The organism is Aquibacillus rhizosphaerae (assembly GCF_030282825.1).
GTDB lineage: Bacteria > Bacillota > Bacilli > Bacillales > Amphibacillaceae > Aquibacillus_C > Aquibacillus_C rhizosphaerae.
The window spans coordinates 140753-161871 of sequence record NZ_JASTZU010000018.1; the positions used below are offsets into that span (position 1 = coordinate 140753).

The following is a 21119-nucleotide window of genomic DNA, read 5'->3' on the forward strand; positions in this document are numbered from 1 at the left end:
TAATCCGTTTTAATAAGTAGAAGGGGGTGGGAGTAGGTTTTGAAAAAATATATATTCGTAGAACTATTTGAACGCTATCAGCTTCCACTCTTTCGCTATCTATATCTAATGAGTAGAAATCGTGAAACCGCAGAGGAACTACTTCAAGAAACTTTTTACCGCGCGATGATTTCTTTACAGGTGGAGGATATCCTTCAAGCAAGGGCGTGGATTTTTAAAGTAGCTCGGAATCTTTATATTGATTGGACGAGGAAAGCAAAATCCGAGCAGCGGATGGTGGAACGCATTCAATTAGAATTTAACTCGAATAGTACAATTGGTAACCCTGAACAAAAATTGGACGAAAAAACAAGGCAACAAGAGTTAGAGGAGGTTATGAGTTTGCTTCCAGAGCGAATGCAGACGATATTGTATTTACGTGAAGTCCAGGGATTTTCTTATAAAGAGCTTGCCAGTGCTATGAATTTAAGTGATAGTCAGGTGAAAGTTACGCTCCACCGAGCAAAGGACAAATTTCGTTATCATGATAATTTGAACAAGGAGGCTTTGAGAAATGAAGAAAGATGATGTCTTGTCAGAATGGAACGAATCTGAAGAGCAGACAGATGAAAAAAGTGCTAAAAAACTTGTATGGCGTACAAGGCTTTCCATCAGTTTTACCGTGGTGCGCATGCTATTATTAATTTTCTTATTATATGTAATTTATATGATACCTATATCAATATACTACGAGATGTCAGGTAAATCAGCAGAGTTTGATCGTCTCGTTACTACATTGGTAGAAACGAGACATCCTGGAATTGCAGTGGAAAAATCTGGTTCGAATGAAGCAGAAATCAATCCTTTTTTAACACAACATACTTCTATCAACTTGTATCGTCAAGTAGGAGATTGGCAAGTTGTTGTTGGAGAAGTAACAGCAAAAAAGTGGGTGTTTGGTCAAATCAATTATACAGTTGACTTGGATAAAAAGTTTTTAAATAATGACAACACAACTTTTGTAGTTGCGCCTGATTTACTTGGAAATACTTTTACCGAGTATGACTCTGGTGTAATGACATTAGCTGAACAACTTGGAAAAATTGATGATGGTTATGTTGTCCAAGCGAATTTTTCAACAAAAGAAAGCATGACTCCTGAAGAACTAAGAGATATCATTTCAAAATACGATGTAACGATACAACAGATGCCCGTTTATGGAGGGGAATTAACAGAATTTGAAACATCCTATTCTAAAGCGGGTCAATTTACGTTTATTCCATCATTAATGCTAAGACCTTACACGCAATATGGTGATGAGAACAGACTTTCCAGTTGGTTCCACTCATTAAATGAACAAGAAGGATTAAGTGAAGCGGTTGAAAAGTTTTACGATGATATAGCATGGTTAATTGATAAAGGTAGCTATCAGGAGAAAGATATAGATCAAAAACGATTAGATTATATCAATGAAAACGGACTAAACGTATATGGTGCTACCGTAACAGGTCCAATACGAGAAATCGAGCGTCTTGAAGAAGAGGTGATGTTCCATCAATTTGAGTTAGGTGGAATCGAAGTCTGGAAATGGGATGGAAGCTACTAAAAGGTTAATCCAAAACGAATGATACAAGATTCGATTCAGAGCGAGAAAAAAGCAAACAATAGGTTTTTAGGAGGTGTAAATTAAGTATATTAATTTACACCTCCTATTATATTTGACTTAACACCTTTGTCATCTTAATTTGATCTTTTAATTTATTGATTTTTTCATTTTAAAAATAGAGAAAAGTTTGAGGTCCATTAGTTGGTTGAAATGCTAAAGCTCTAGTAACTTGAGGCACTCACACATTTTCTAAAGGTTTAATGGTAATTTATGTTAAAATAATTATGAATACTAATTTTTCTTAAACGTAGGTTAGTTATAATTGATGGAATATCCTCAAGCAAAAGCTAAAATTAAATTGAAAGAAAGACTATAAATTTAATATTGGAGGGCCATATGAAAAAATGGCAAATAATCATTTTTGTATTGGTCGTAATTTCTGGTATAGTCTCATTCCACAGAAAGTTTTATTACCCACCACTACCTATTGAGTCTGTGACTAAAAAAGTAGTTTTATCTTTATTATAATCGTGAAAAATTGAAGCTAGAGGAGCTTATAAAAGGAGGGAGTGTTTGAAAAAGATAAATCCTTATATACTTTTTTTCTTTTTGCTGATTGGTTGCTCCCCAAATAATACTTCAAATCAAACCGAACAAATCATTGGAGAGATAAGTTCGATTAGTGATAATGTCGTTACAGTTGATTGTTCTAATGAAGTTAACAAAACGGATGATACTTGGGGTTATGAATGTCCGGTGAAAGTTACGGATGAAACATTGTTGGAAGAAAAGGGTGGAAAGAAATTAAATATTGAAAACTTTAGGGAAGGTTCCATAGTAGAGGTAATCCTGACTTCTCAAAAAAATCTTATAGAAGATGCTAAGCCATTTAGAGCAAAGAAAGTTACGGTATTAAGTGAAAGTGAATAGAGTCTTTTGTGTAAGGAACCATAATTGAAAAAGGAATGATTAAATAACAAAAAGGATTATATTATATTCCTTTTTGTTATTTAAATTTTTTATTGTTCAGATTATATTTTAATAAAAGTGAATTATTGCAAACGTAAAACTAACAATAAATATGGATAAAATATGACTTTTGTGATTAAAGAACTTTTTTTATTGATATTAATACAATACCGTGGTAGGGTATAAATAAGAGAGGGAGTGAAATCATGTGTGAAGAACATGAGTTGATTTCTACTAATAAGAAACCGATTAAACCACGTACGGAATCCGAACAACAAAAGGTATTAAATCGTTTAAAGCGAATTGAAGGTCAAGTAAGAGGGATTCAAAAAATGGTAGAAGACGATCGCTATTGTATTGATATCCTCGTTCAAATGAGCGCAATTAATTCTGCCTTGAAAAACACAGGCTTTCAAATACTTGAAAAACATATGCACCATTGTGTGTCCCATGCCATTCAAACAGGCGACGGGGAAGAATCAATCGATGAGTTGATGAAAGTAATGCAACAATTTTCAAAGTAAGTCGGGAGGTGTTTTGAATGACAGTTAAAAAAGTAGATTTAGGCATAACTGGTATGACATGTGCTGCTTGTTCCACACGTATTGAAAAAGCCCTAAATAAAATCGATGGAGTGGAAGCAAATGTCAATCTAGCGATGGAAAGGGCAACAGTTGAATATGATGAAGAAAAAGTCTCTGCAAATGATCTGTCTACAAAAATAAGTAAACTCGGGTATGGTGTCCAGACTGAACATGCTGAATTTGATATATATGGAATGACATGTGCGGCTTGCTCCGCACGTATTGAAAAAGTACTTAACAAGATGGACGGAGTGTCTGCTTCGATTAATTTAACGACAGAAAAAGGGGTAGTCGAATACGAGCCAGGTATCGTAAAAATTGATGATATCCAAGCAAAGGTTGCTAAATTGGGTTATGAAGCAAAACCTAGCCAAAGTAGAGAAGAAAAACGAACTCATAAAGAGGAAGAAATTCATGACAAAAAAGTAAAGTTAATGATTTCTACTATTTTAACCTTACCACTGCTTTATGCGATGGTAGGACACTTACCTTGGGATATTGGATTACCGATGCCTGGATTTCTAATGAATCCATGGGTTCAATTCATTTTTGCGACTCCGGTTCAATTTTATATCGGTTGGCAGTTTTATACTGGTGCTTTTAATAGTTTGAAAAATAAAAGCGCTAATATGGATGTACTTATTGCCGGAGGGACCTCTGCCGCATATTTCTATAGTTTAGTTGAAGGGATTATAGCAACAATTAATCCGAGTTATATGCCACATTTATATTACGAAACGAGTGCAGTACTGATCACTTTAATCTTGGTGGGTAAACTATTTGAAGCAATGGCTAAAGGCCGTACAACTGTGGCTATATCCAAACTACTGAATTTACAAGCGAAAGACGCTACTGTCATACGTGATGATGAAGAAGTAAAGATACCGTTAGAACAAGTTGTTGTAGGGGATAGAGTGGTTGTCAGGCCTGGTGAAAAGATACCAGTAGACGGTACGATTGTTTCTGGGAAATCAGCAATTGATGAGTCCATGATTACAGGAGAATCGATTCCTGTCGAAAAAAACAGTGGCGATAACGTAATAGGCTCAACGATGAACAAAAATGGAATAATCCAAATGGAGGCCACAAAAGTAGGGAAAGATACTGCTTTGGCCAATATTATAAAAGTAGTCGAAGATGCTCAAGGTTCAAAAGCACCGATACAGCGGATGGCTGATGTGATATCAGGAATTTTTGTTCCTATCGTTGTCGTTATTGCTATGTTAACTTTTATTGTTTGGTTCTTTATTGTTGATCCAAAAAGCTGGCCATCTGCATTAGAAGCTTCGATTGCTGTGCTAGTGATTGCATGCCCGTGTGCTTTAGGTTTAGCAACACCAACATCGATTATGGTGGGAACCGGTAAAGGTGCTCAAACAGGTGTCCTGTTTAAAGGCGGAGAGCATTTAGAAACAGCGCATAAAATTAATGCGATTATATTAGATAAAACTGGTACTATAACTAAAGGCAAACCAGAGGTTACTGATATTGAACTTTTTCAGGACGAAGCACTTCGGTATTTAATTGCTGCAGAACGCTCTTCTGAACATCCATTAGCAGAAGCAATTGTTGCCTATGGTTCAGAGAAAAATGTTGAAAAATTGGAACCGGATAGCTTTGAAGCAATACCTGGTCATGGTATCTTAGCAAAAATAGAAGATAAAGAAGTATTAGTTGGTACACGCAAGCTAATGAAGGAGCACAAAATAGAGTTTAGTAAATATGAAGCGCAACTGTCTCAATATGAAACAGAAGGAAAAACTGCGATGATGTTTGCGATAGAAGGTGAACTAGCAGGGTTCGTTGCCGTAGCGGATACGGTTAAAGAAAATACAAAACAAGCCATTGAACAGTTGAAGTCATTGAATATTGAGGTGTACATGATTACTGGTGATAATGAGCGGACTGCTAAAGCGATAGCAAAACAAGTTGGTGTTGATCATATATTTGCTGAGGTGTTACCAGAAGACAAAGCAAATCATGTAAAAAGGCTTCAAGAACAAGGATTTAAAGTAGCTATGGTTGGAGATGGTATTAATGATGCACCTGCATTAGCTACAGCTGATATTGGTATTGCAATTGGTACCGGTACCGATGTTGCAATTGAAACTGCAGGAATTACATTAGTTGGCGGAGATCTAACTAATATCCCCAAAGCAATTGGGTTAAGTAGAAAAACGATGACCAATATCCGACAAAATTTGTTTTGGGCTTTAGCCTATAACTCAGCGGGTATTCCGATTGCTGCTCTTGGACTGCTTCAACCATGGATTGCTGGTGCAGCGATGGCTTTTAGTTCTGTTTCCGTTGTTAGCAACGCTTTGCGATTAAAGCGTGTTTAAATATAAAATTAATTTACTAGGAGGAATTATAGATGAAAACTATAACATTAGATGTAAAAGGGATGACTTGTGGTCACTGTAAAAGTGCAGTTAATGGGGCTTTAACTGAGATCGATGGCATTGATCGTGTAGAAGTAAACTTAGAAACTGGTAAAGTAGAAGTAACTTATGATGAGAATAAAATTGATCAAGCAAAAATGAAAGATGCGATAGAAGAACAAGGTTATGATGTTGCTTAATCCCCATTAGAGTTAAAAAAGAATGTAGAGAGTATCTTTCTCTTGCATTCTTTTTTTATACAAAAAAATCTATCATTACTCACATAAAAATGAATACCGTTCCATGTTTTTGGATACTTGTAGAGGGTAAATACAAAATAGAATAGTTTATTCCATTATATTGTCTATACTAATCTACAATCAACATAAGAAGAAGGAGGATTACCAATGGATAAACATAAGAATGACGAACATAAGCATGAGCACAATGAACATGAAGAACATCACAATAAACATGAACACGAAGAATCACATGATTCTGGTCACCATCATCATGACGATGGCGGGAACGGTCACCATGATCACGACCATGAACATGCAGGACACGATCATAGTCATATGATTGATGACTTTAAAATGAGATTTTATATATCATTAATCGTAACGATACCTATTTTAATTTTTTCACCTATGATTCAATCCTTTATTGGGTATGAACTTACTTTTCCAGGTGTCATGTATATCCTGTTTATTTTATCTACTTTTATCTTTATCTATGGGGGTAAGCCATTTCTAACAGGCTCTTATGATGAAATAAAACAAAAGAATCCAGGTATGATGACCTTAATTGCATTAGCAATAGTTGTTGCCTATGTTTACAGTTCACTAACTGTATTTGGTTTACCTGGAAATAATTTTTTCTGGGAGTTAGCTACACTAATAGTAATTATGTTACTAGGTCATTGGATTGAAATGCGTTCTGTCATGGGTGCTTCTAATGCACTTGAAGAATTAGTGAAAATGATTCCCTCAGAAGCACACGTCATTGACGAAAATGGAGATATTAAAGATGTAAAAATAGATGAATTAGTACACGGGGACAAAGTGCTTGTTAAACCTGGCGAGAAGATACCCGTGGATGGATCAATCACTAAAGGCCAATCAGATGTAGATGAATCTATGTTAACAGGAGAATCTGTACCAGTTGAAAAAACTACCGAGGATGAAGTGATTGCAGGTTCGATCAATGGGGAAGGGTCTTTAACTCTTCAAGTTGAAAAAACTGGGGAAGAAAGCTACTTATCTCAGGTAGTGAAAATGGTAAAAGAAGCGCAAGAATCAAAATCAAAAACACAGGATCTATCTAATAGAGCTGCTAAATGGTTGTTCTATCTAGCGTTATTTGCTGGTTTTGCTACTTTAGTTATATGGTTATTTTTAGGAAATTCATTTTCTTATGCGTTAGAACGAATGGTAACTGTAATGGTCATAGCATGTCCACATGCATTAGGACTTGCAGCACCATTAGTAGTAGCAAGATCAACAGCATTAGCTGCAAAAAAAGGCTTGCTGATTAGAAACCGGGCTAACTTTGAAGAAGCTAGAAAAATTCAATCGGTTGTCTTTGATAAGACCGGAACATTAACAGAAGGTGAGTTTGGTGTAACTGAAATCGTCACAGAACAAGGATATGAAAAAAACGACGTATTACAAGTAGCAGCATCGCTTGAATCACAATCAGAACATCCGATTGCCAAAGGAATTGTTGAAGATGCTAAAAAAGAAAATGTAACTTTAACAGATCCAGAACAGTTTGAATCAATGACAGGAAAAGGATTAAAAGGAACCATAGATGGAAAGGAAGTCTTTATTGTAAGTCCTGGTTATGTGAAGGATAACAACATTGAATATCAAACAGAAAAGTTTAAAGAATTATCAGAGCAAGGTAAAACAGTTGTATTTGTACTTATCGATAATAAGTTGGCTGGAATGATTGCACTCGCAGATAAAATTAGAGAGAGTGCTGAGCGAGCAATTTCACGTTTGAAAGAACAAAACGTTGAATCAATGATGTTAACTGGTGACAATGCCCAAGTGGCTAATTGGGTTGCAAAAAAACTGAACTTAGATGAAGTGTACGCAGAAGTTTTGCCACATGAAAAAGCCGATAAAATTAAAGAGATTAAAGGTAACGGCTTAAAGATTGCAATGACTGGTGATGGTGTCAATGATGCACCGGCACTTGCAAATGCTGATCTTGGTATTGCTGTTGGTGCTGGTACCGATGTGGCAATGGAAACAGCAGACGTAATTTTAGTGAAAAGTAACCCAGAAGACGTTGTGGCCATTATCGACCTATCGAAAGCAACGTATAAAAAAATGATTCAAAACCTTTGGTGGGCAGCAGGGTATAATATTATTACGATACCACTAGCAGCCGGTATTTTATCACCAATAGGTATTGTGTTAAGCCCAGCAGTCGGTGCTGTGTTAATGTCACTAAGTACCGTGATTGTTGCGATTAACGCTCGAATGTTTAAAGGTTGATACTAAACCTACTGGATAAAGTCTAGTAGGTTTTTCTATGTGCGCCAGGTATCCTGTTAATTATAAAAGGTAAAGTATAATTCTATAAGAAAAACATATTAATTCTAGTTAAGTTTAACATAATAATATTATGTAAACCTATAGTATGTTACTGGAAGATCAATATAATCAAAAGTTCAGGATAAATCGCTTTAAAGGCTTCGCTACGCAATATCAATTACTTTGTTTAATCTTTATTTGTTGATAGTCACAGTAACAAAGGCACCAAACAGCAGATTAAAGAATTTCTATTAACATCATTATTTGCATTTTAACAGATACTTATGATAGATTACGTTTGTTAATAACAGATAAAATATAATGTTTTTTCAATAAAATCCTATTATATGAAACTTATCAGGAGTTAAATCGAATTAAAAAAGGATTAGGAGGTATTGTTGGTTATGGAGAATAAAAAATGTCTTAAATGTGGTGGTACTGAATTCGCAGAAGGTACAGATTTTATGCCCATCAAACCGAGCAAAATCTCTATGAGTGGTGGAAATAAAATTTACACGTTTTGTTTAGCATGTGGAGAAGTTGATTCAATCCGGATTGAAAATACAAGTATATTTAGAAAAGATTAGAGAAATTCAATAAACGTGTTAGTTAAGGATTTTGAAAACCTACATAGATAATAGGATCTCCTAATTTATTATTAACGAATAAATTTACTAAGAGATAAGGATAGTATCTTTCGGTTCTTACTTATATCCACACATTATTACGTAAAATATAAATTTGACGTAATAAACTGTAAATTTAAATAGAAATATAGTATAATATATGTAATGAGGTGAAAATATGGCAAATCAATCCCAACAACAACACTATCAAAAACTCCAACAAATTCTCAAAGAGTTACCATGGTATGTTGAAGAATATATTGATTATAAACGAAGAAAGTTGTCAGCAGCATCCTTACTCAATTACTGCCATGACTTTAAAATCTTTTTCAGTTGGATAATATCTGAGCAATTGTTTATTGGTAAAGTTCAAGATGTTCCTTTAGAACTATTAGAAAAAATGACCGTACAGCAAGTTGAATCATTTCTCAATGCTTTACAATACGTACATAATAACAAAGAAACCACCGTAAATCGAAAATTATCTGCACTAAAGTCACTTTTTAATTACCTGCAAAATTTAGCAGAAACACGTGACTTAGAACCTTATCTTAACCGGAATGTAATGGCCAAAGTTGAGTTTAATGAGATCAAGGATTCTATGGAAACGATTGCTAATAAAATGGAAGGCAAAATTTTATTAGGTGATGAATATGAAAAATTCAAACGTTTTATAGCCCAGGACTATGGTGAACTATATAAACAAAATAAAAAATTACTAAATTTCTATACGTTAAACAAAGAGCGAGACACGGCGATAGTTTCTTTGATTTTGGGGTCTGGCTTACGTCTCTCAGAAATTGTGAACCTTGATTTAGATGATATAGATTTTAGTAAATATTCAGCTAGAGTAATTCGTAAAGGAAACAAAGAGCAATTCGTGTATTTTAGTAAGATTGCAATGGATGATCTTCAAGAGTACATAAAAATTAGAGAAAATCGTTATAAAGTTGAAAAAAACAATAAAGCACTTTTTGTTGCAGCATCTATGGGACCTAAAGGTAAAACGAGACGACTTTCTGCACGTTCCATTGAAAAAATGATTGAAAAATATGCGTCGGCTTTTGGTAAACCATCTTTATCCGTCCATAAATTAAGACATTCCTTTGCAACTAGGTATCATTCTGAGATAAATGATGTACCTAAACTGCGTAGACAGTTAGGACACTCCTCTATTCAAACAACGATGATATATACACATATTCGGAATGATGATTTAAAGACGGCTGTTGATCGAATGGATATGCCAAAAGAAGATGAAGATAATGAATAAACGGTTAAATTGTAATAGGGCTCTTTTTCCTGCCCTATTTTTTAAATTTTTATCACTTTACATAATATATATTATAGGAAGTAAAATAAAAATTAACGAAAATATCTCAAAAGTTAAGTATTCTTGGGTTATTGAGACATAATTGAAATTTTTAGATGAAAGTTAGTTCCTATAATAATCCTTGTGAGGAAGTATTTACTCCCAACTTAACGATGATGAATTCTGATGATTTCTGGTTCGGTGTTGATAAATCTTTTGGACTATCTCATAAGTATTCGGATACAGGATACAATTGTTGGTGGCGTAGAAATAATAATTATTTGGAGGTTTCCCCTATTCAAATGCAGCAAGCCATAAAAGATTTTTTACTGTATTTGAAAAGTTGAGCAATACGTATTCAACGAATACGGGTGACAGCTATGAAAGTGATTTGATGCTTTTTCTAACTTTTTTAAAAGATCATCAGCGGTCCACTGATTTACTTGATCTCACCCCCTCCCTCGTTAGTCGTTTTGTGCAGCACCAGACGCTTCATAGACATATGAGTGCACGTACAATACAGTGATGGATTTCGAGTTTGAAGTCATATTGTCAGTTTTGCTAAAGAAAAAAGATTGATGCAGACTTTTTAGCTAGTATTTAATCTCCGAAAACCGAAACAGAATTGTTGGTGTATATGAATTTAAATGAAGTAAAACAGGTTTTTTCCTATTCATCAACATCATCCGCCTCTTTATTTTTTATATCAATCCGATTTAAAATATATTTTGCCCGCAAATCTTGTTCTGGCGTTGTAATGTATATTTTTTGAGGAATCCTCAAATGGCCACCATCGGTTTTATACGCCCATGGAAACTTCCCTTTCTAAAACATTTTTCGAATTGTTTCATTATTTACACCTAACCTATGGGCAGCTTCACTTGGTTTATAGAATGCTTTATCTTCTTCCATTGTTGTAAGTGCACTTGATTTTTTAGTTCTAATAGCGCTTTTGGCTATCAACTTAGCAATTAGTTTTTTCTTATAATATTAGGATCATCTTCTGTTATTTCACTCAATTAGTTAATGTAATCAACTAAATACTCATATGCTCTTTCATGTCCTTCATTTACTTCCTATAAGCTCAATTATGTAGAGTAGATATGAACCCTTAGCTGTTGATTGGTCTAACTAGTAATTCCCTATCCTTCTCTTCTAACCCTTCTAACCACATTTCTACTAAACTTTCACCATCGATTAAATGTATATCTAAATCTTTCGCATAGCTTCTGGCTGCTGATGTAAAATCTCTTGTTGTAATGACATATCCACCTACTGCATTTCGCTTCACCATATTGGAATGTATCTTCGCAATTGGATCAAAAGGTAAATTGTTTTTCTCACATTTAACCTGTGCCAAATATAAACCAACTTCACGTCTATGCTCAATATCAATACCAAAGTCGCCAGACCCAACAGTAACGAAAGCATCACCCCCGTACTTATTTTCTAGTACCTCTGCTACAAATGCTTCAAATTCATGAGGAGTTTGTTTTATAAACATATCAGAATATTTAAATTCATCTGTTTCATCTTTGGGGAAGTTAAACCTAAAAAATATACCATTAACTAATGTTCTTTTCGTTTGGTCATTTTTATTAATCTGATGCGCTATCTGAATTTCTTGATAATCATTTCTTTGCTTAACTAACCATAAATGTATTACTCCAACAATTGCTACCACAACAACTCCTATAGTAAGTACATCCATTTAATCATCTCCTTTTAAATTATAATAATCGACGAAAATATGAGATTTATTCATTATTACTAATAAGAGTTAATTAGATTAAGTAACAATCCTCTTCATTAATGAGAAGATAACATTAGTTCACAAATGAATTACGTAGAAGTTACTAAGCGGCCACTTAAGTAGACCCCCACTTTCAAAACAAAAACCGCTTAGATTCTGAACTAAACGGTAAGTTAGTCATATTTGAACCTTTGACTTCTTCTATCCCCTAAACCACTTTATTAGTCATTTTTAAAAAAAATAATAAATGCATTATATATTGAGTCCAATTTGTTTGTTTAATTAAGAGAAGATTAGAGTAGGTGAATAATAAAATAACATTATTTTTTAAGAAGTCAATTTAAAATAAGGGGGTATCAACTACCCCACCCTAGTATCATACTTATACTTAAACGCTACATATTTTTACTTTGCTGAAGAAGTTTGGATTCTCCAGTACGTTCCCACGCTTCAACAGTTTCATATGCTTTTTCAGGAGAGTAGCCTTTACCGACAAGAATACCCATTAGAATAAATTCTTGAAGAATATGTGTAGCATTTATTCCTCTTTTAACGTCCTCCAATCCCTCATTTACTAAATATTCAGTGTGCTGTATCCATTCATCTGGTGTCTTACCAAATACATCTGTATTTCCATTACTATGATGTTCTTCCTCAGCCATTGCTTCTGCTTTGGTAACGTGAACCGTACCAACAGGGTGGTTTGGTGGAGCATAGATCGAATAAAGTTTGAGTGGAGCAGTACCGGTATTGGTAAGATTATGCCAAGTTCCAGCAGGTATAATGATTGCGGAATCATCATAGACATTTCTTTCAAAATCTAGATTGTTTTTATTTTTACCCATTCGAACAATTCCCTGACCTTGTTCTATACGTAAGAATTGATCAACATTAGGATGCATCTCCAAACCAATATCGTCCCCAACATTGATACTCATTAACGTAACTTGTAAATGCTCTCCTGTCCACAAAGCTGTACGAAATGTATTGTTTTGCTTCGTTGCTTCATTGATATTTACTACAAATGGATTTGGTCCATACTCTGTTAAAGAAATAGGAGCATTACCCTTAGAAGCTTGGAAACTATTATATCTGTTTGCATGCTCTACTCGATTAGGAAATCCCCAGTAGACAGGTTGCCTCCCAGATGGATACATCGGTGCATTCCCATAATAAGGATATTGATTTTGCCAAGAATACGTACGAGGAACATAGTACATTTTTCTCAATCCCTTCACAATTTTCATAGAATTATCGTATGCACCTATATAGGGAATGTACATGGAATTTACTTATTAGTAATAATCTTTTACTTGTTGTGAAAGTCAGACCAGATGACACCGTGTACACAACCACATCCACAAAGCATAAGATACGTTGAGAGTGAAATAAGAAGGAGAGAATAATCATGTATTCAAGTCATAAACATTATCAATATGGTACACAAAATAATGCTTATTATCGTATGCCCAATGAATATCAACTAATAAAAGATATACAGAAAGCAATTAACGCGGAGTTTAGTGCAATTGCTTGTTATGAGAACTTAGCCTACATGGCACCTACAAATGATGTGAAGCAAAGAATAATTGAAATCCAACAAGATGAAAAACGACATTTCGAAGAGTTCAGTAACATTTATAAACAATTAACAGGACAACAACCTACTTATCAAATTATTGAGGAATGTCCCGAATACTATAAAGCGGGAATTGAATTTGCCTTTAAAGATGAACAAAAAGCCGTTGATTTTTATTTAGATATAGCCGATCAAACAAAAGATTCTTTCATTAAAGATAGATTTATACGTGCAGCAGCAGACGAACAAAATCACGCTGTTTGGTTTATGTATTTTGTTTTAAATGTAACAGATAGTTTCAAAGTTAGTCGTCAAGTTGAGAACTATGAAGCTAAAGGCGCATTAAGTGCTATCACTTTAATATTTTCTCAAATGCTAACTTATGCTCTTCAAGACGAATACTTGGCACAAGCAAGGTATGATAATATTCTTGAAACATTTGGTGACATTCCAACCTTTACAAGAATAAAACAAGCAGAAATGAGACATATAAGTGCATTATTACCTCTATTTGAACGGTATCAAGTACCATTACAAGAAGATATATCGCAGAATTTTGTAACCACCCCAGAAAGCATTAAAAAAGCCTTTGGAGCTGGCGTTCAGGGAGAGATAGAGAATATATCTATGTACGAAAGATTTCTATCATATGACTTACCTGCTGATGTGAGCGTGGTTTTTCAGCAATTACGTAATGCCTCGCTTAATCATTTAGCTGCATTTGAAAGAGGACTTGCTAGATGTTAATCCTATTTTCAGCATTGATAATTTTAAATAATATAATTATGTTAAATTTATCTACTAGTCCAAGTAAATAAATATTCATTATTTATAAAATAGATGCTCACAATCATTTTCCTATTTTCATTAAACTTTCATATTAGTATTTTATAAATAATGTATAAAGTTTTATGAATAAGGGGTGGATATATGAAGTTCAATGTGAACGAACATGGTTATTTTACCAATCTAGAATCTGGTGAAATAAAAGTTTCAAGTCAAGAGGAATACGGATTTCGACCATATCAACTATTCGTTTCTTCAGTTGCGATATGTAGCGGTGGATGGTTAAGAAAAACCTTACAGAAAATGCGCATTCCTTTTGAGGACATCACTATCTCAACTACGATAGAGAGAAATCCTGAAGCCGCCAATCGGATTGAAGCAATTCACTTATTATTCACTATTAAAGGAGAAAATCCTTCACCGAAAAAAATACAAAGAGCATTAGCAATAACTCCAAAAAAATGTGCCATGATTCAAAGTATCAAGGATAGTATTAAAATTACATAATCTTTCAAACTAAAATAAAGTAAAAACAAGCAAAGAATAGCTACCAACTTCTCCTTCTTGATAGCTATTCTTCTTTAATAGGAATTGTAAACCAAAATGTATGGTTGTTGCCATTGGAAATCAAACCTGCCTTTCCGTTATGTCTTTCAACAATTTCCTTTGAAATGGCTAATCCAAGACCACTTCCTCCTTGCTTACGACTTCTAGAGTTATCTATACGATAAAACCTATCAAATATTTTCTCCTGTTCTGACTGCGGTATATGTTGGCCCTCACCAGTAATAGATACTTTATATACATGATTAAGACACTCTCCCTTAATAGTAACTGGATTCTTTCCTTTGTAGTATCGTATTGCGTTACCCATTAGGTTACTAATCACTTGATAAATCCCAAAGGTGTTGATTTCAACATATCTGCTATCTGCTTGAATGACACAACGAATATCTTGTTTATTTAATAACCAACGAAACATCTCTACTGATTGTTCCACTACAATTGCTATATTTGTGAACTCTTTTTCAGCTAAAGTTTTTCCTGATTCAACATCCCATTCCTTTAATTGATCCATTTGTTCAACCAAATTTGTCAATCGTTTCGATTCATTTAAAAGGGATTCATACAGTTTTGGCTCACCTTCTATTACACCGTTTTTCATAGCATTTAGATAACCATTTAAGTTGGATAGTGGCGTGCGAAATTCATGAGAGAGATCAGATACAATCATCCGGCGTTGCTGATCGTTCATTTTTATCTGTTCAACTAATTGATTAAAGTGGTCAATTAATTGCCCCATTTCATCTGATGCATGAACGTGAATGGCTTCAGGATAGAAACCTTCCTTAATTCTCTGAGTAGATTTAATTAATTTTTGTAATGGTCTGATTAGTTTAGTAGTTAAATAAAAATGAAGCGTGCTCCCCACTACAACTGCAAAAAGACTAAATAACAATAAATACTCAAATAATGCCGATTTAAATTGATCTTGTCTTCCTACGTCCATTACCATACCTTCAACCAAAAAACAGGCAGTGTTATAGATTGCCCAACTAGTCACTAATATGAACGTAGTAACCACTAATGCATTTAATAACGTCAGCCTAAATATAAATTTTTTAGGCAACCACCCTCTTATTTTATTGAACAAATTTATACCCCATTCCTCTTACAGTCTGAATCCGTTCAGGAGATGCTGGGGTATCTTCTATCTTCTCTCTTAACTTTTTAATATGAGCATCTATTGTCCGATCTAAGATAGTTCGATCAGCGTTAGGATATAGTTGGTTTATTAATTGCTCTCTAGATAAAACGATATTGGGATTTTCCATCAGATAATATAGGAGGTTAAATTCATGCTTCGTTAAATCGACTCGTTTATCATAAAGCATAACTTCTCCTTTTCTTGGTTTAATACACAATCCATTAGAAGTAACCTTTTGACAGAATAGCCCCGTTCGCCTCAGAACAGCTTCCACATGAGCAAGCAATTCCTCTGGTTCAAATGGCTTTGTTAAATAACCGTCAGCCCCTAATTTTAATCCATTTATTTTATCTGCTGTTCGAGCCTTTGCTGACAGCATAATAACTGAAACCTCGTTTTGTCCTTGTTCCCTTACCCACTTACAAAAATCCTCTCCACTAAATTTAGGGAGCATTAAGTCGAGGATGATTAAACATGGATGGTATGTTAAAAATGCCTCTTTAGCTATTTCGCCATCCCCGGCTTCTTTTACATCATAACCTTCCTTATTTAAGTAAATGGAAATCAGCTCACGTATCATTTTGTCATCTTCAACTACTAGAATGGTTTGTTTCATTAAATCACCTGTTTTTATTTCATATTTTCAAATTCTGATACCATCATTTCATAATTTAAAGCACCAAAGACTTGATATCGAATAATGCCATTTGAATCAATCATATAAGAAGTTGGAATTGGTCGTATTTGATAGGTTGTTGCAACTTCAATTTTTTTATCTAATAAAATAGGAAATGTTAATCCAAACTCTTCTACAAAATCATGTACATCCTGCATAGAGGCCTCTGTTTCAGTTAAGTTTACAGCTAAAATCGTAACGTCCTTCTCTTGGTAAAACTTTTCCATGTCAGGCATTTCTGCACGACACGGCGGACACCAAGTAGCCCAGAAATTAAGCATGACCCGCCTGCCTCTAAAGTCCGATAGTTTTACAGTTTCACCATTTAAAGTCTGTAATTTAAAGTCTGGTGCGAGATTACCTACCTCTAATCCTACTGTAGCACCTGTAGATTCAACTTCGTTCGTTGAATTGCTTTGATTACCTTCTGTGCTTAACTCCTCTTTATTTGAAGTTGTAGTATTGTTATCTTCACTCTTGACCAAATCATAAACAGCGTAGCCAAACATCGCTAATAGTACAACAGAAATGATTATTTTCTTCAATGAATATGCCCCCTATCACCCTAAGTTAGCTAACCAGCTATCTTGTACCAGCTTTAATAAGAAATTAGATATTTTTGCCATCTGACCTGTAAAAAGAAGTACTCCCATGGTAATCATAATAGCTCCACCGAATTTCATAATTTTTTGGCTATAACGAACTAGCCATCTTGTAGATCCAATGAAGAAGGTCAATAAAAGAAATGGTATAGCAAAACCGATAACATACATGATGGTATAAATAGCCCCTTGTGTAGGATTATTCCCAGCTACAACAAGAATTGAGGCGAATATTGGTCCAATACAAGGAGTCCATCCAGCTGCAAAGCCCATTCCAACAAATATAGTTCCGAAATAACCTACAGGTTTTTTGTTAAAATGAAACCGTTTCTCTTTCATTAACCCTTTCCACTGGATCCAACCTGCGACAAACAAACCCATTAGGATAACAAAAATACCAGCGATTCGTTGCAAAAAGATACCAGATTGTCCTGATAATAAGTCTTGAACCCACTGACCTAAAATAGATACCCCTATTCCTAAACCAATAAATATCATGGAAACACCGGTTAGAAACAGGATTGCGTGTAGCAACAACTTGCTACGAACCTTTAATTCTTGTGAACCCTGAATTTCCTTTACAGTCATTCCTGTAATATAGGATAAATAAGCCGGAAATATAGGAAGTGTACACGGTGATAAAAAAGAAAGAACTCCTGCACCTAATGCCAGCCATATCGTAATATCACTAGCTGCACTCATTGTTTCACCTTCTTTCCATAAATAGTTATGATCACACTAACAATAAGAACAACCGCATAAAACCAGTGACTTAGGTTGAACTGAAAAACGGTTGTACGAGAAAATAAAGCCAATAGCCATTGACCAATACTCCAAGATAATAGGCCAGTGAACACTAGATTTTCTTTTGATAACTTGTCTTGTTGTAAGACAAATAGGATAAGTAATAGAACATGTAGACCTAAGTACTGCCAACTAAATGCTGCTGCTCCAAAAATCATTTGGACAAATCCATACACAAAGGAAGCTGTAAAAAATACAATAAGCCAAGCAAACAAAACATCAATCACTTGGTGATATTCCTTTGCCAACTTGAATTTGCCATACACAATGGATAAAGCTACAGCAACATAAAAAGCTTTCGAGTCACTTGGATATGCAAGTATCGGTAAGGGATCATTAATAAAGATAGAAAGGTTTGTTATAATCTTTCCAATCCATAAAGATATTACAAATACAATGAACAGGTTCACCAATCCATCTATCCATTTTTTTGTTTCGAGGTTTGAATAAGGGCTTACAAAACGAAAAAAGACAATCCCTAGTAAAAAACTACCAATAAGTACGACTAATTCACTTTTAATAACTAGAGGTCCAATTAACCAAGCTGACGGCATGCTCCTTACCTCCTTCTCTTACAGAATAAACGAGAAATGTTAAAGTTTTATGAAAGAAAATAAAAAAGGTAAAGGTAATAAATTACCTTTACCTGTTCAAGTCCTTTATTTAGGACTATTAGATACTTTGATCAATACATGCAATTAATCTATTTTCAATATCTGCAGCAAATTCCTTAATCGTTTCATCCTTTACCATTTCAATTAAAGCAGTTGGTCTAGGTAAACCGATTTTCACTTTGCCACCATCTTCATAAACAACTATTTTACATGGTAAAAAGTAACCAACCATTTGATTTTGAGTTAGCACTCGTTGTGCTTCTTTTGGGTTACATACTTCTAGCACTAAATAAGGTTGATTGAAGTCTAAACCCTTTTCTTGTAGCTTAGACTTAATATCAAATTGCCAAAGTATCCCAAATTGCTCCTGCTTTAAGCTTTCCTCTAATGACTGTACTGCTTCTTCCATCGATTTGTTTGTTTCAACCGTATAATCAAACATAATATAATGACTCCTCCTTTTAAAGTTACCCTATACTAATTTGGATAAGGCTGAATAGATGACAAATACTGCTCCTGCCAGGAACATAATTTTTTGAGACGGTCATAACATTCCCCATAATTTCCTCACTATATTCTCACCACAATTCCTAATTCCTTTATTTGATTCTTGCTTTAACAGCATAATGTTGTGAATTTAAATCAATTATCTCCGTCTCATAGTTTGCATTCTTAAGAATCTCTACCATATCTTGCGCAGGAATCCTTTCGTGCAGTGGTGGACCTGATTCCGTCTCAATGGCTTTCCACTCTATAAGTAATAGTTGTCCTCCCGATTTTAAAATTCTTTTTATTTCATTCAGCGTATGGTCAATACTAGAAACTTCATGAATAACCATCGAGACAATTGCCTTGTTTACTGACGCATCCTCTAACTTAAATTCCACCAAATCACTTACGACATAATCAATATTCTTTATGTTTTCTTTACCTGCACTCTCTCTTAACATATTCAACATCTTAGGCTCGATATCAACAGCATACACAGTGTTGTTAGTGCTTTTTGCAATTGGGATAGTAAAGTAACCATTGCCTGCACCGAGATCTGCAACAACATCATTGCCTTCCACTTCTAAGTATTCGATTATTTTATCAGGTGGTAATATGGCTTTTCTTTCTTCACTTATTAGTTTATGTGCTTTTTCAGGATTGAACTTCTTACCAGTCAGTGTTCTCACTCCTTTTTATGAAAAAGGGACCCTCTAAGGGGTCACCTTCTAGCCTTTTTTAATCCAAAACTTCAAAACATCTCCTTCTTCTGTATCTTGAAGAAGTTCATGCCCACCAGACTTTGCCCATGCAGTTAAATCACTTTTTGCACCTTTATCTGTTGCATGTACTTCTAATATGTCACCAGCCGCAAGTTCATTAATTGCTTTCTTTGTTCTAACAATCGGCATTGGGCATGCTAAACCTTTTGCATCTAATACTTTTGTTGATTCCATTACATAATCCTCCTTTTAGCCGTGAACCGCACAGCGATTTGGTCCAGTTTCCATTTCCCTTTGTTTCTCATTTTCTGGTGTTACTTTGCCCATATTTGTTTCTCGAATTTCATGATAAAAATTTGGTTGTGGTGGGAGATTTTCCGTCACCATTTTTCTAAACACGGCTTCATCTTCTACTTGTAATCCTTCATTCCGCTCGTATAAATCTCCTAATCGAGCAGACACACTTCCACCTTTACCAAGTTCCTCGGCAAAGGAATAGTGCGCAGGAAGAACAATTAGGTCATCCGATAATTCTTTATAACGACTATAGAGCGTGCTCCGAAGATCACCGACCCAATCTTCCGCTTTTCCAGCAAGATCTGGTCTACCGATAGATTTTACAAATAAGATATCTCCTGTTAACAAGTACTTATTATCTATAATGAATGAGGTACTTCCAATCGTGTGACCGGGTGAATAAATGGCGTGAACTTTAACTTTTGTGTTACCTACAACAATATCATTACCATCTTCAACTGGTGTATAATCAAACGTTACCTCATTCGCATCTTTTGGCGGTAAATAATACGTTCCACCCACTTTTTCCGCTAAATCGCGACCGCCTGAAATGTGGTCTGCGTGTAAATGGGTATCAATCAGGTGTTTTATTTTAATATCTTTATCCTTAGCAAAGTCCTGATAGATATCAATCATACGGTTCGTGTCTACAATGGCAGCTTCGCCGTTTGATTCAATTAAATAAGATAGACAACCTTTACCTAGCCGAACAAACTGATAAATACTCCCACCATCCGTTAGGTCGCCAATTTTCACAGGTTCAAGATGCTCACTCCAGGCTTTCATCCCACCTTCTAAGTTGAACGTGTTCGTAAAGCCTCCTTCTTCCTCTAGCAGTTCAGCAACCATTTGGGAAGAGCCACCTTTGGCACATACGACTATAACTTCACTATCCTTGTTTACTTTCCCAGCTACAGGTTCAATTCCGTCTAACAAGTTAAAGTAAGGTTCATTAATTACTTCAACTTTGCTACCTTCAATTTTCCAGTTATCAAACTCATCCGTGTTTCGTACATCCAAAATCAAAGTTTCTTCATGATTGACAATTTTTTTTGCTAGTTCACTCGTTGTAATAGGGGTTGGCAA

23 protein-coding genes are annotated in these 21119 nt (G+C 34.8%); 12 read left to right on the forward strand and 11 right to left on the reverse strand.

Annotated elements, in window-relative coordinates; genetic code table 11:
• Positions 1-39: 39 nt before the first annotated feature.
• From QQS35_RS04185 to QQS35_RS22885, 10 genes are all read left to right on the forward strand, one after another.
• Positions 40-567 carry an RNA polymerase sigma factor gene (locus QQS35_RS04185; RefSeq protein WP_285930587.1) on the forward strand — a complete coding sequence of 176 codons (528 nt, stop codon included), beginning with the start codon at positions 40-42 and terminating at the stop codon, positions 565-567.
• The gene (locus QQS35_RS04190) at positions 554-1585 is read left to right on the forward strand and encodes an anti sigma factor C-terminal domain-containing protein (protein WP_285930588.1); all 1032 of its coding nucleotides are present in this window, start codon (positions 554-556) and stop codon (positions 1583-1585) included. The genes QQS35_RS04185 and QQS35_RS04190 overlap by 14 nt, the downstream gene beginning before the upstream one ends.
• Positions 1586-2158: 573 nt before the next feature.
• Positions 2159-2515 (forward strand): hypothetical protein, encoded by a 357-nt coding sequence (locus QQS35_RS04195; protein ID WP_285930590.1) that lies wholly within the window; start codon positions 2159-2161, stop codon positions 2513-2515.
• 245 nt (positions 2516-2760) lie between these two features.
• The gene (locus QQS35_RS04200; protein WP_285930592.1) at positions 2761-3078 is read left to right on the forward strand and encodes a metal-sensing transcriptional repressor; all 318 of its coding nucleotides are present in this window, start codon (positions 2761-2763) and stop codon (positions 3076-3078) included.
• 17 nt (positions 3079-3095) lie between these two features.
• Positions 3096-5480, forward strand: coding sequence for a heavy metal translocating P-type ATPase (locus tag QQS35_RS04205; protein WP_285930593.1), 2385 nt, complete (start codon positions 3096-3098; stop codon positions 5478-5480).
• Between the two features lie 32 nt (positions 5481-5512).
• On the forward strand, positions 5513-5719 hold the full coding sequence (gene copZ / locus QQS35_RS04210; protein ID WP_285930594.1) for a copper chaperone CopZ: 207 nt from the start codon (positions 5513-5515) through the stop codon (positions 5717-5719).
• A gap of 207 nt (positions 5720-5926) precedes the next feature.
• Entirely contained in the window at positions 5927-8026 is a 2100-nt protein-coding gene (locus QQS35_RS04215; RefSeq protein ID WP_285930595.1) for a heavy metal translocating P-type ATPase, read from the forward strand.
• Positions 8027-8469: 443 nt separating this feature from the next.
• Complete coding sequence (locus tag QQS35_RS04220; RefSeq protein ID WP_285930596.1) at positions 8470-8652, forward strand: hypothetical protein; 183 nt, start codon at positions 8470-8472, stop codon at positions 8650-8652.
• A gap of 217 nt (positions 8653-8869) precedes the next feature.
• Positions 8870-9964 carry a tyrosine recombinase XerS gene (gene xerS, locus QQS35_RS04225; protein WP_285930597.1) on the forward strand — a complete coding sequence of 365 codons (1095 nt, stop codon included), beginning with the start codon at positions 8870-8872 and terminating at the stop codon, positions 9962-9964.
• Between the two features lie 382 nt (positions 9965-10346).
• On the forward strand, positions 10347-10529 hold the full coding sequence (locus tag QQS35_RS22885) for a site-specific integrase (RefSeq protein WP_407933938.1): 183 nt from the start codon (positions 10347-10349) through the stop codon (positions 10527-10529).
• A gap of 585 nt (positions 10530-11114) precedes the next feature.
• On the opposite strand, the gene QQS35_RS04230 is transcribed toward QQS35_RS22885, so the two are convergent.
• A complete protein-coding gene (locus QQS35_RS04230) occupies positions 11115-11714 on the reverse strand; it encodes a restriction endonuclease (RefSeq protein ID WP_285930598.1) in 600 nt (199 codons plus the stop codon).
• Positions 11715-12151: 437 nt separating this feature from the next.
• On the reverse strand, positions 12152-13003 hold the full coding sequence (locus QQS35_RS04235) for a cupin domain-containing protein (RefSeq protein ID WP_331490663.1): 852 nt from the start codon (positions 13001-13003) through the stop codon (positions 12152-12154).
• A 161-nt stretch (positions 13004-13164) separates the two neighbouring features.
• Here QQS35_RS04235 and QQS35_RS04240 point away from each other — a divergent pair, with 161 nt between their 5' ends.
• Both QQS35_RS04240 and QQS35_RS04245 read left to right on the forward strand, forming a co-directional pair.
• Positions 13165-14082 carry a ferritin family protein gene (locus tag QQS35_RS04240; protein ID WP_285930599.1) on the forward strand — a complete coding sequence of 306 codons (918 nt, stop codon included), beginning with the start codon at positions 13165-13167 and terminating at the stop codon, positions 14080-14082.
• Positions 14083-14265: 183 nt separating this feature from the next.
• Positions 14266-14628, forward strand: a complete 363-nt coding sequence (locus QQS35_RS04245) for an OsmC family protein (RefSeq protein WP_285930600.1) — start codon at positions 14266-14268, stop codon at positions 14626-14628.
• A gap of 64 nt (positions 14629-14692) precedes the next feature.
• On the opposite strand, the gene QQS35_RS04250 is transcribed toward QQS35_RS04245, so the two are convergent.
• The 9 genes from QQS35_RS04250 to QQS35_RS04290 all read right to left on the reverse strand — a co-directional run bounded on the left by QQS35_RS04250 (position 14693) and on the right by QQS35_RS04290 (position 21119).
• Entirely contained in the window at positions 14693-15751 is a 1059-nt protein-coding gene (locus QQS35_RS04250; RefSeq protein WP_285930601.1) for a sensor histidine kinase, read from the reverse strand.
• Between the two features lie 13 nt (positions 15752-15764).
• Complete coding sequence (locus QQS35_RS04255; protein ID WP_285930602.1) at positions 15765-16445, reverse strand: response regulator transcription factor; 681 nt, start codon at positions 16443-16445, stop codon at positions 15765-15767.
• A gap of 14 nt (positions 16446-16459) precedes the next feature.
• Positions 16460-17050, reverse strand: coding sequence for a peroxiredoxin family protein (locus QQS35_RS04260; protein WP_285930604.1), 591 nt, complete (start codon positions 17048-17050; stop codon positions 16460-16462).
• A 15-nt stretch (positions 17051-17065) separates the two neighbouring features.
• Positions 17066-17809 (reverse strand): cytochrome c biogenesis CcdA family protein, encoded by a 744-nt coding sequence (locus QQS35_RS04265; RefSeq protein WP_285930606.1) that lies wholly within the window; start codon positions 17807-17809, stop codon positions 17066-17068.
• The gene (locus QQS35_RS04270) at positions 17806-18465 is read right to left on the reverse strand and encodes a hypothetical protein (protein ID WP_285930607.1); all 660 of its coding nucleotides are present in this window, start codon (positions 18463-18465) and stop codon (positions 17806-17808) included. The genes QQS35_RS04265 and QQS35_RS04270 overlap by 4 nt, the downstream gene beginning before the upstream one ends.
• 118 nt (positions 18466-18583) lie before the next feature.
• Positions 18584-18967, reverse strand: coding sequence for a DUF302 domain-containing protein (locus QQS35_RS04275; protein ID WP_285930608.1), 384 nt, complete (start codon positions 18965-18967; stop codon positions 18584-18586).
• 157 nt (positions 18968-19124) lie between these two features.
• Positions 19125-19703, reverse strand: a complete 579-nt coding sequence (locus QQS35_RS04280) for a class I SAM-dependent methyltransferase (RefSeq protein ID WP_285930609.1) — start codon at positions 19701-19703, stop codon at positions 19125-19127.
• 39 nt (positions 19704-19742) lie between these two features.
• A complete protein-coding gene (locus tag QQS35_RS04285) occupies positions 19743-19970 on the reverse strand; it encodes a sulfurtransferase TusA family protein (protein ID WP_285930610.1) in 228 nt (75 codons plus the stop codon).
• A gap of 15 nt (positions 19971-19985) precedes the next feature.
• Positions 19986-21119, reverse strand: a complete 1134-nt coding sequence (locus QQS35_RS04290) for an MBL fold metallo-hydrolase (protein ID WP_285930612.1) — start codon at positions 21117-21119, stop codon at positions 19986-19988.

Bases quoted from the DNA above. Each gene is read 5' to 3' on its own strand.
- QQS35_RS04190 (WP_285930588.1), top strand. From the start codon at position 554: ATGAAGAAAGATGATGTCTTGTCAGAATGGAACGAATCTGAAGAGCAG.
- QQS35_RS04200 (WP_285930592.1), top strand. From the start codon at position 2,761: ATGTGTGAAGAACATGAGTTGATTTCTACTAATAAGAAACCGATTAAA.
- QQS35_RS04205 (WP_285930593.1), top strand. From the start codon at position 3,096: ATGACAGTTAAAAAAGTAGATTTAGGCATAACTGGTATGACATGTGCT.
- copZ (WP_285930594.1), top strand. From the start codon at position 5,513: ATGAAAACTATAACATTAGATGTAAAAGGGATGACTTGTGGTCACTGT.
- QQS35_RS04215 (WP_285930595.1), top strand. From the start codon at position 5,927: ATGGATAAACATAAGAATGACGAACATAAGCATGAGCACAATGAACAT.
- QQS35_RS04220 (WP_285930596.1), top strand. From the start codon at position 8,470: ATGGAGAATAAAAAATGTCTTAAATGTGGTGGTACTGAATTCGCAGAA.
- xerS (WP_285930597.1), top strand. From the start codon at position 8,870: ATGGCAAATCAATCCCAACAACAACACTATCAAAAACTCCAACAAATT.
- QQS35_RS04230 (WP_285930598.1), bottom strand. From the start codon at position 11,714: ATGGATGTACTTACTATAGGAGTTGTTGTGGTAGCAATTGTTGGAGTA.
- QQS35_RS04235 (WP_331490663.1), bottom strand. From the start codon at position 13,003: ATGAAAATTGTGAAGGGATTGAGAAAAATGTACTATGTTCCTCGTACG.
- QQS35_RS04240 (WP_285930599.1), top strand. From the start codon at position 13,165: ATGTATTCAAGTCATAAACATTATCAATATGGTACACAAAATAATGCT.
- QQS35_RS04245 (WP_285930600.1), top strand. From the start codon at position 14,266: ATGAAGTTCAATGTGAACGAACATGGTTATTTTACCAATCTAGAATCT.
- QQS35_RS04255 (WP_285930602.1), bottom strand. From the start codon at position 16,445: ATGAAACAAACCATTCTAGTAGTTGAAGATGACAAAATGATACGTGAG.
- QQS35_RS04265 (WP_285930606.1), bottom strand. From the start codon at position 17,809: ATGAGTGCAGCTAGTGATATTACGATATGGCTGGCATTAGGTGCAGGA.
- QQS35_RS04270 (WP_285930607.1), bottom strand. From the start codon at position 18,465: ATGCCGTCAGCTTGGTTAATTGGACCTCTAGTTATTAAAAGTGAATTA.
- QQS35_RS04275 (WP_285930608.1), bottom strand. From the start codon at position 18,967: ATGTTTGATTATACGGTTGAAACAAACAAATCGATGGAAGAAGCAGTA.
- QQS35_RS04285 (WP_285930610.1), bottom strand. From the start codon at position 19,970: ATGGAATCAACAAAAGTATTAGATGCAAAAGGTTTAGCATGCCCAATG.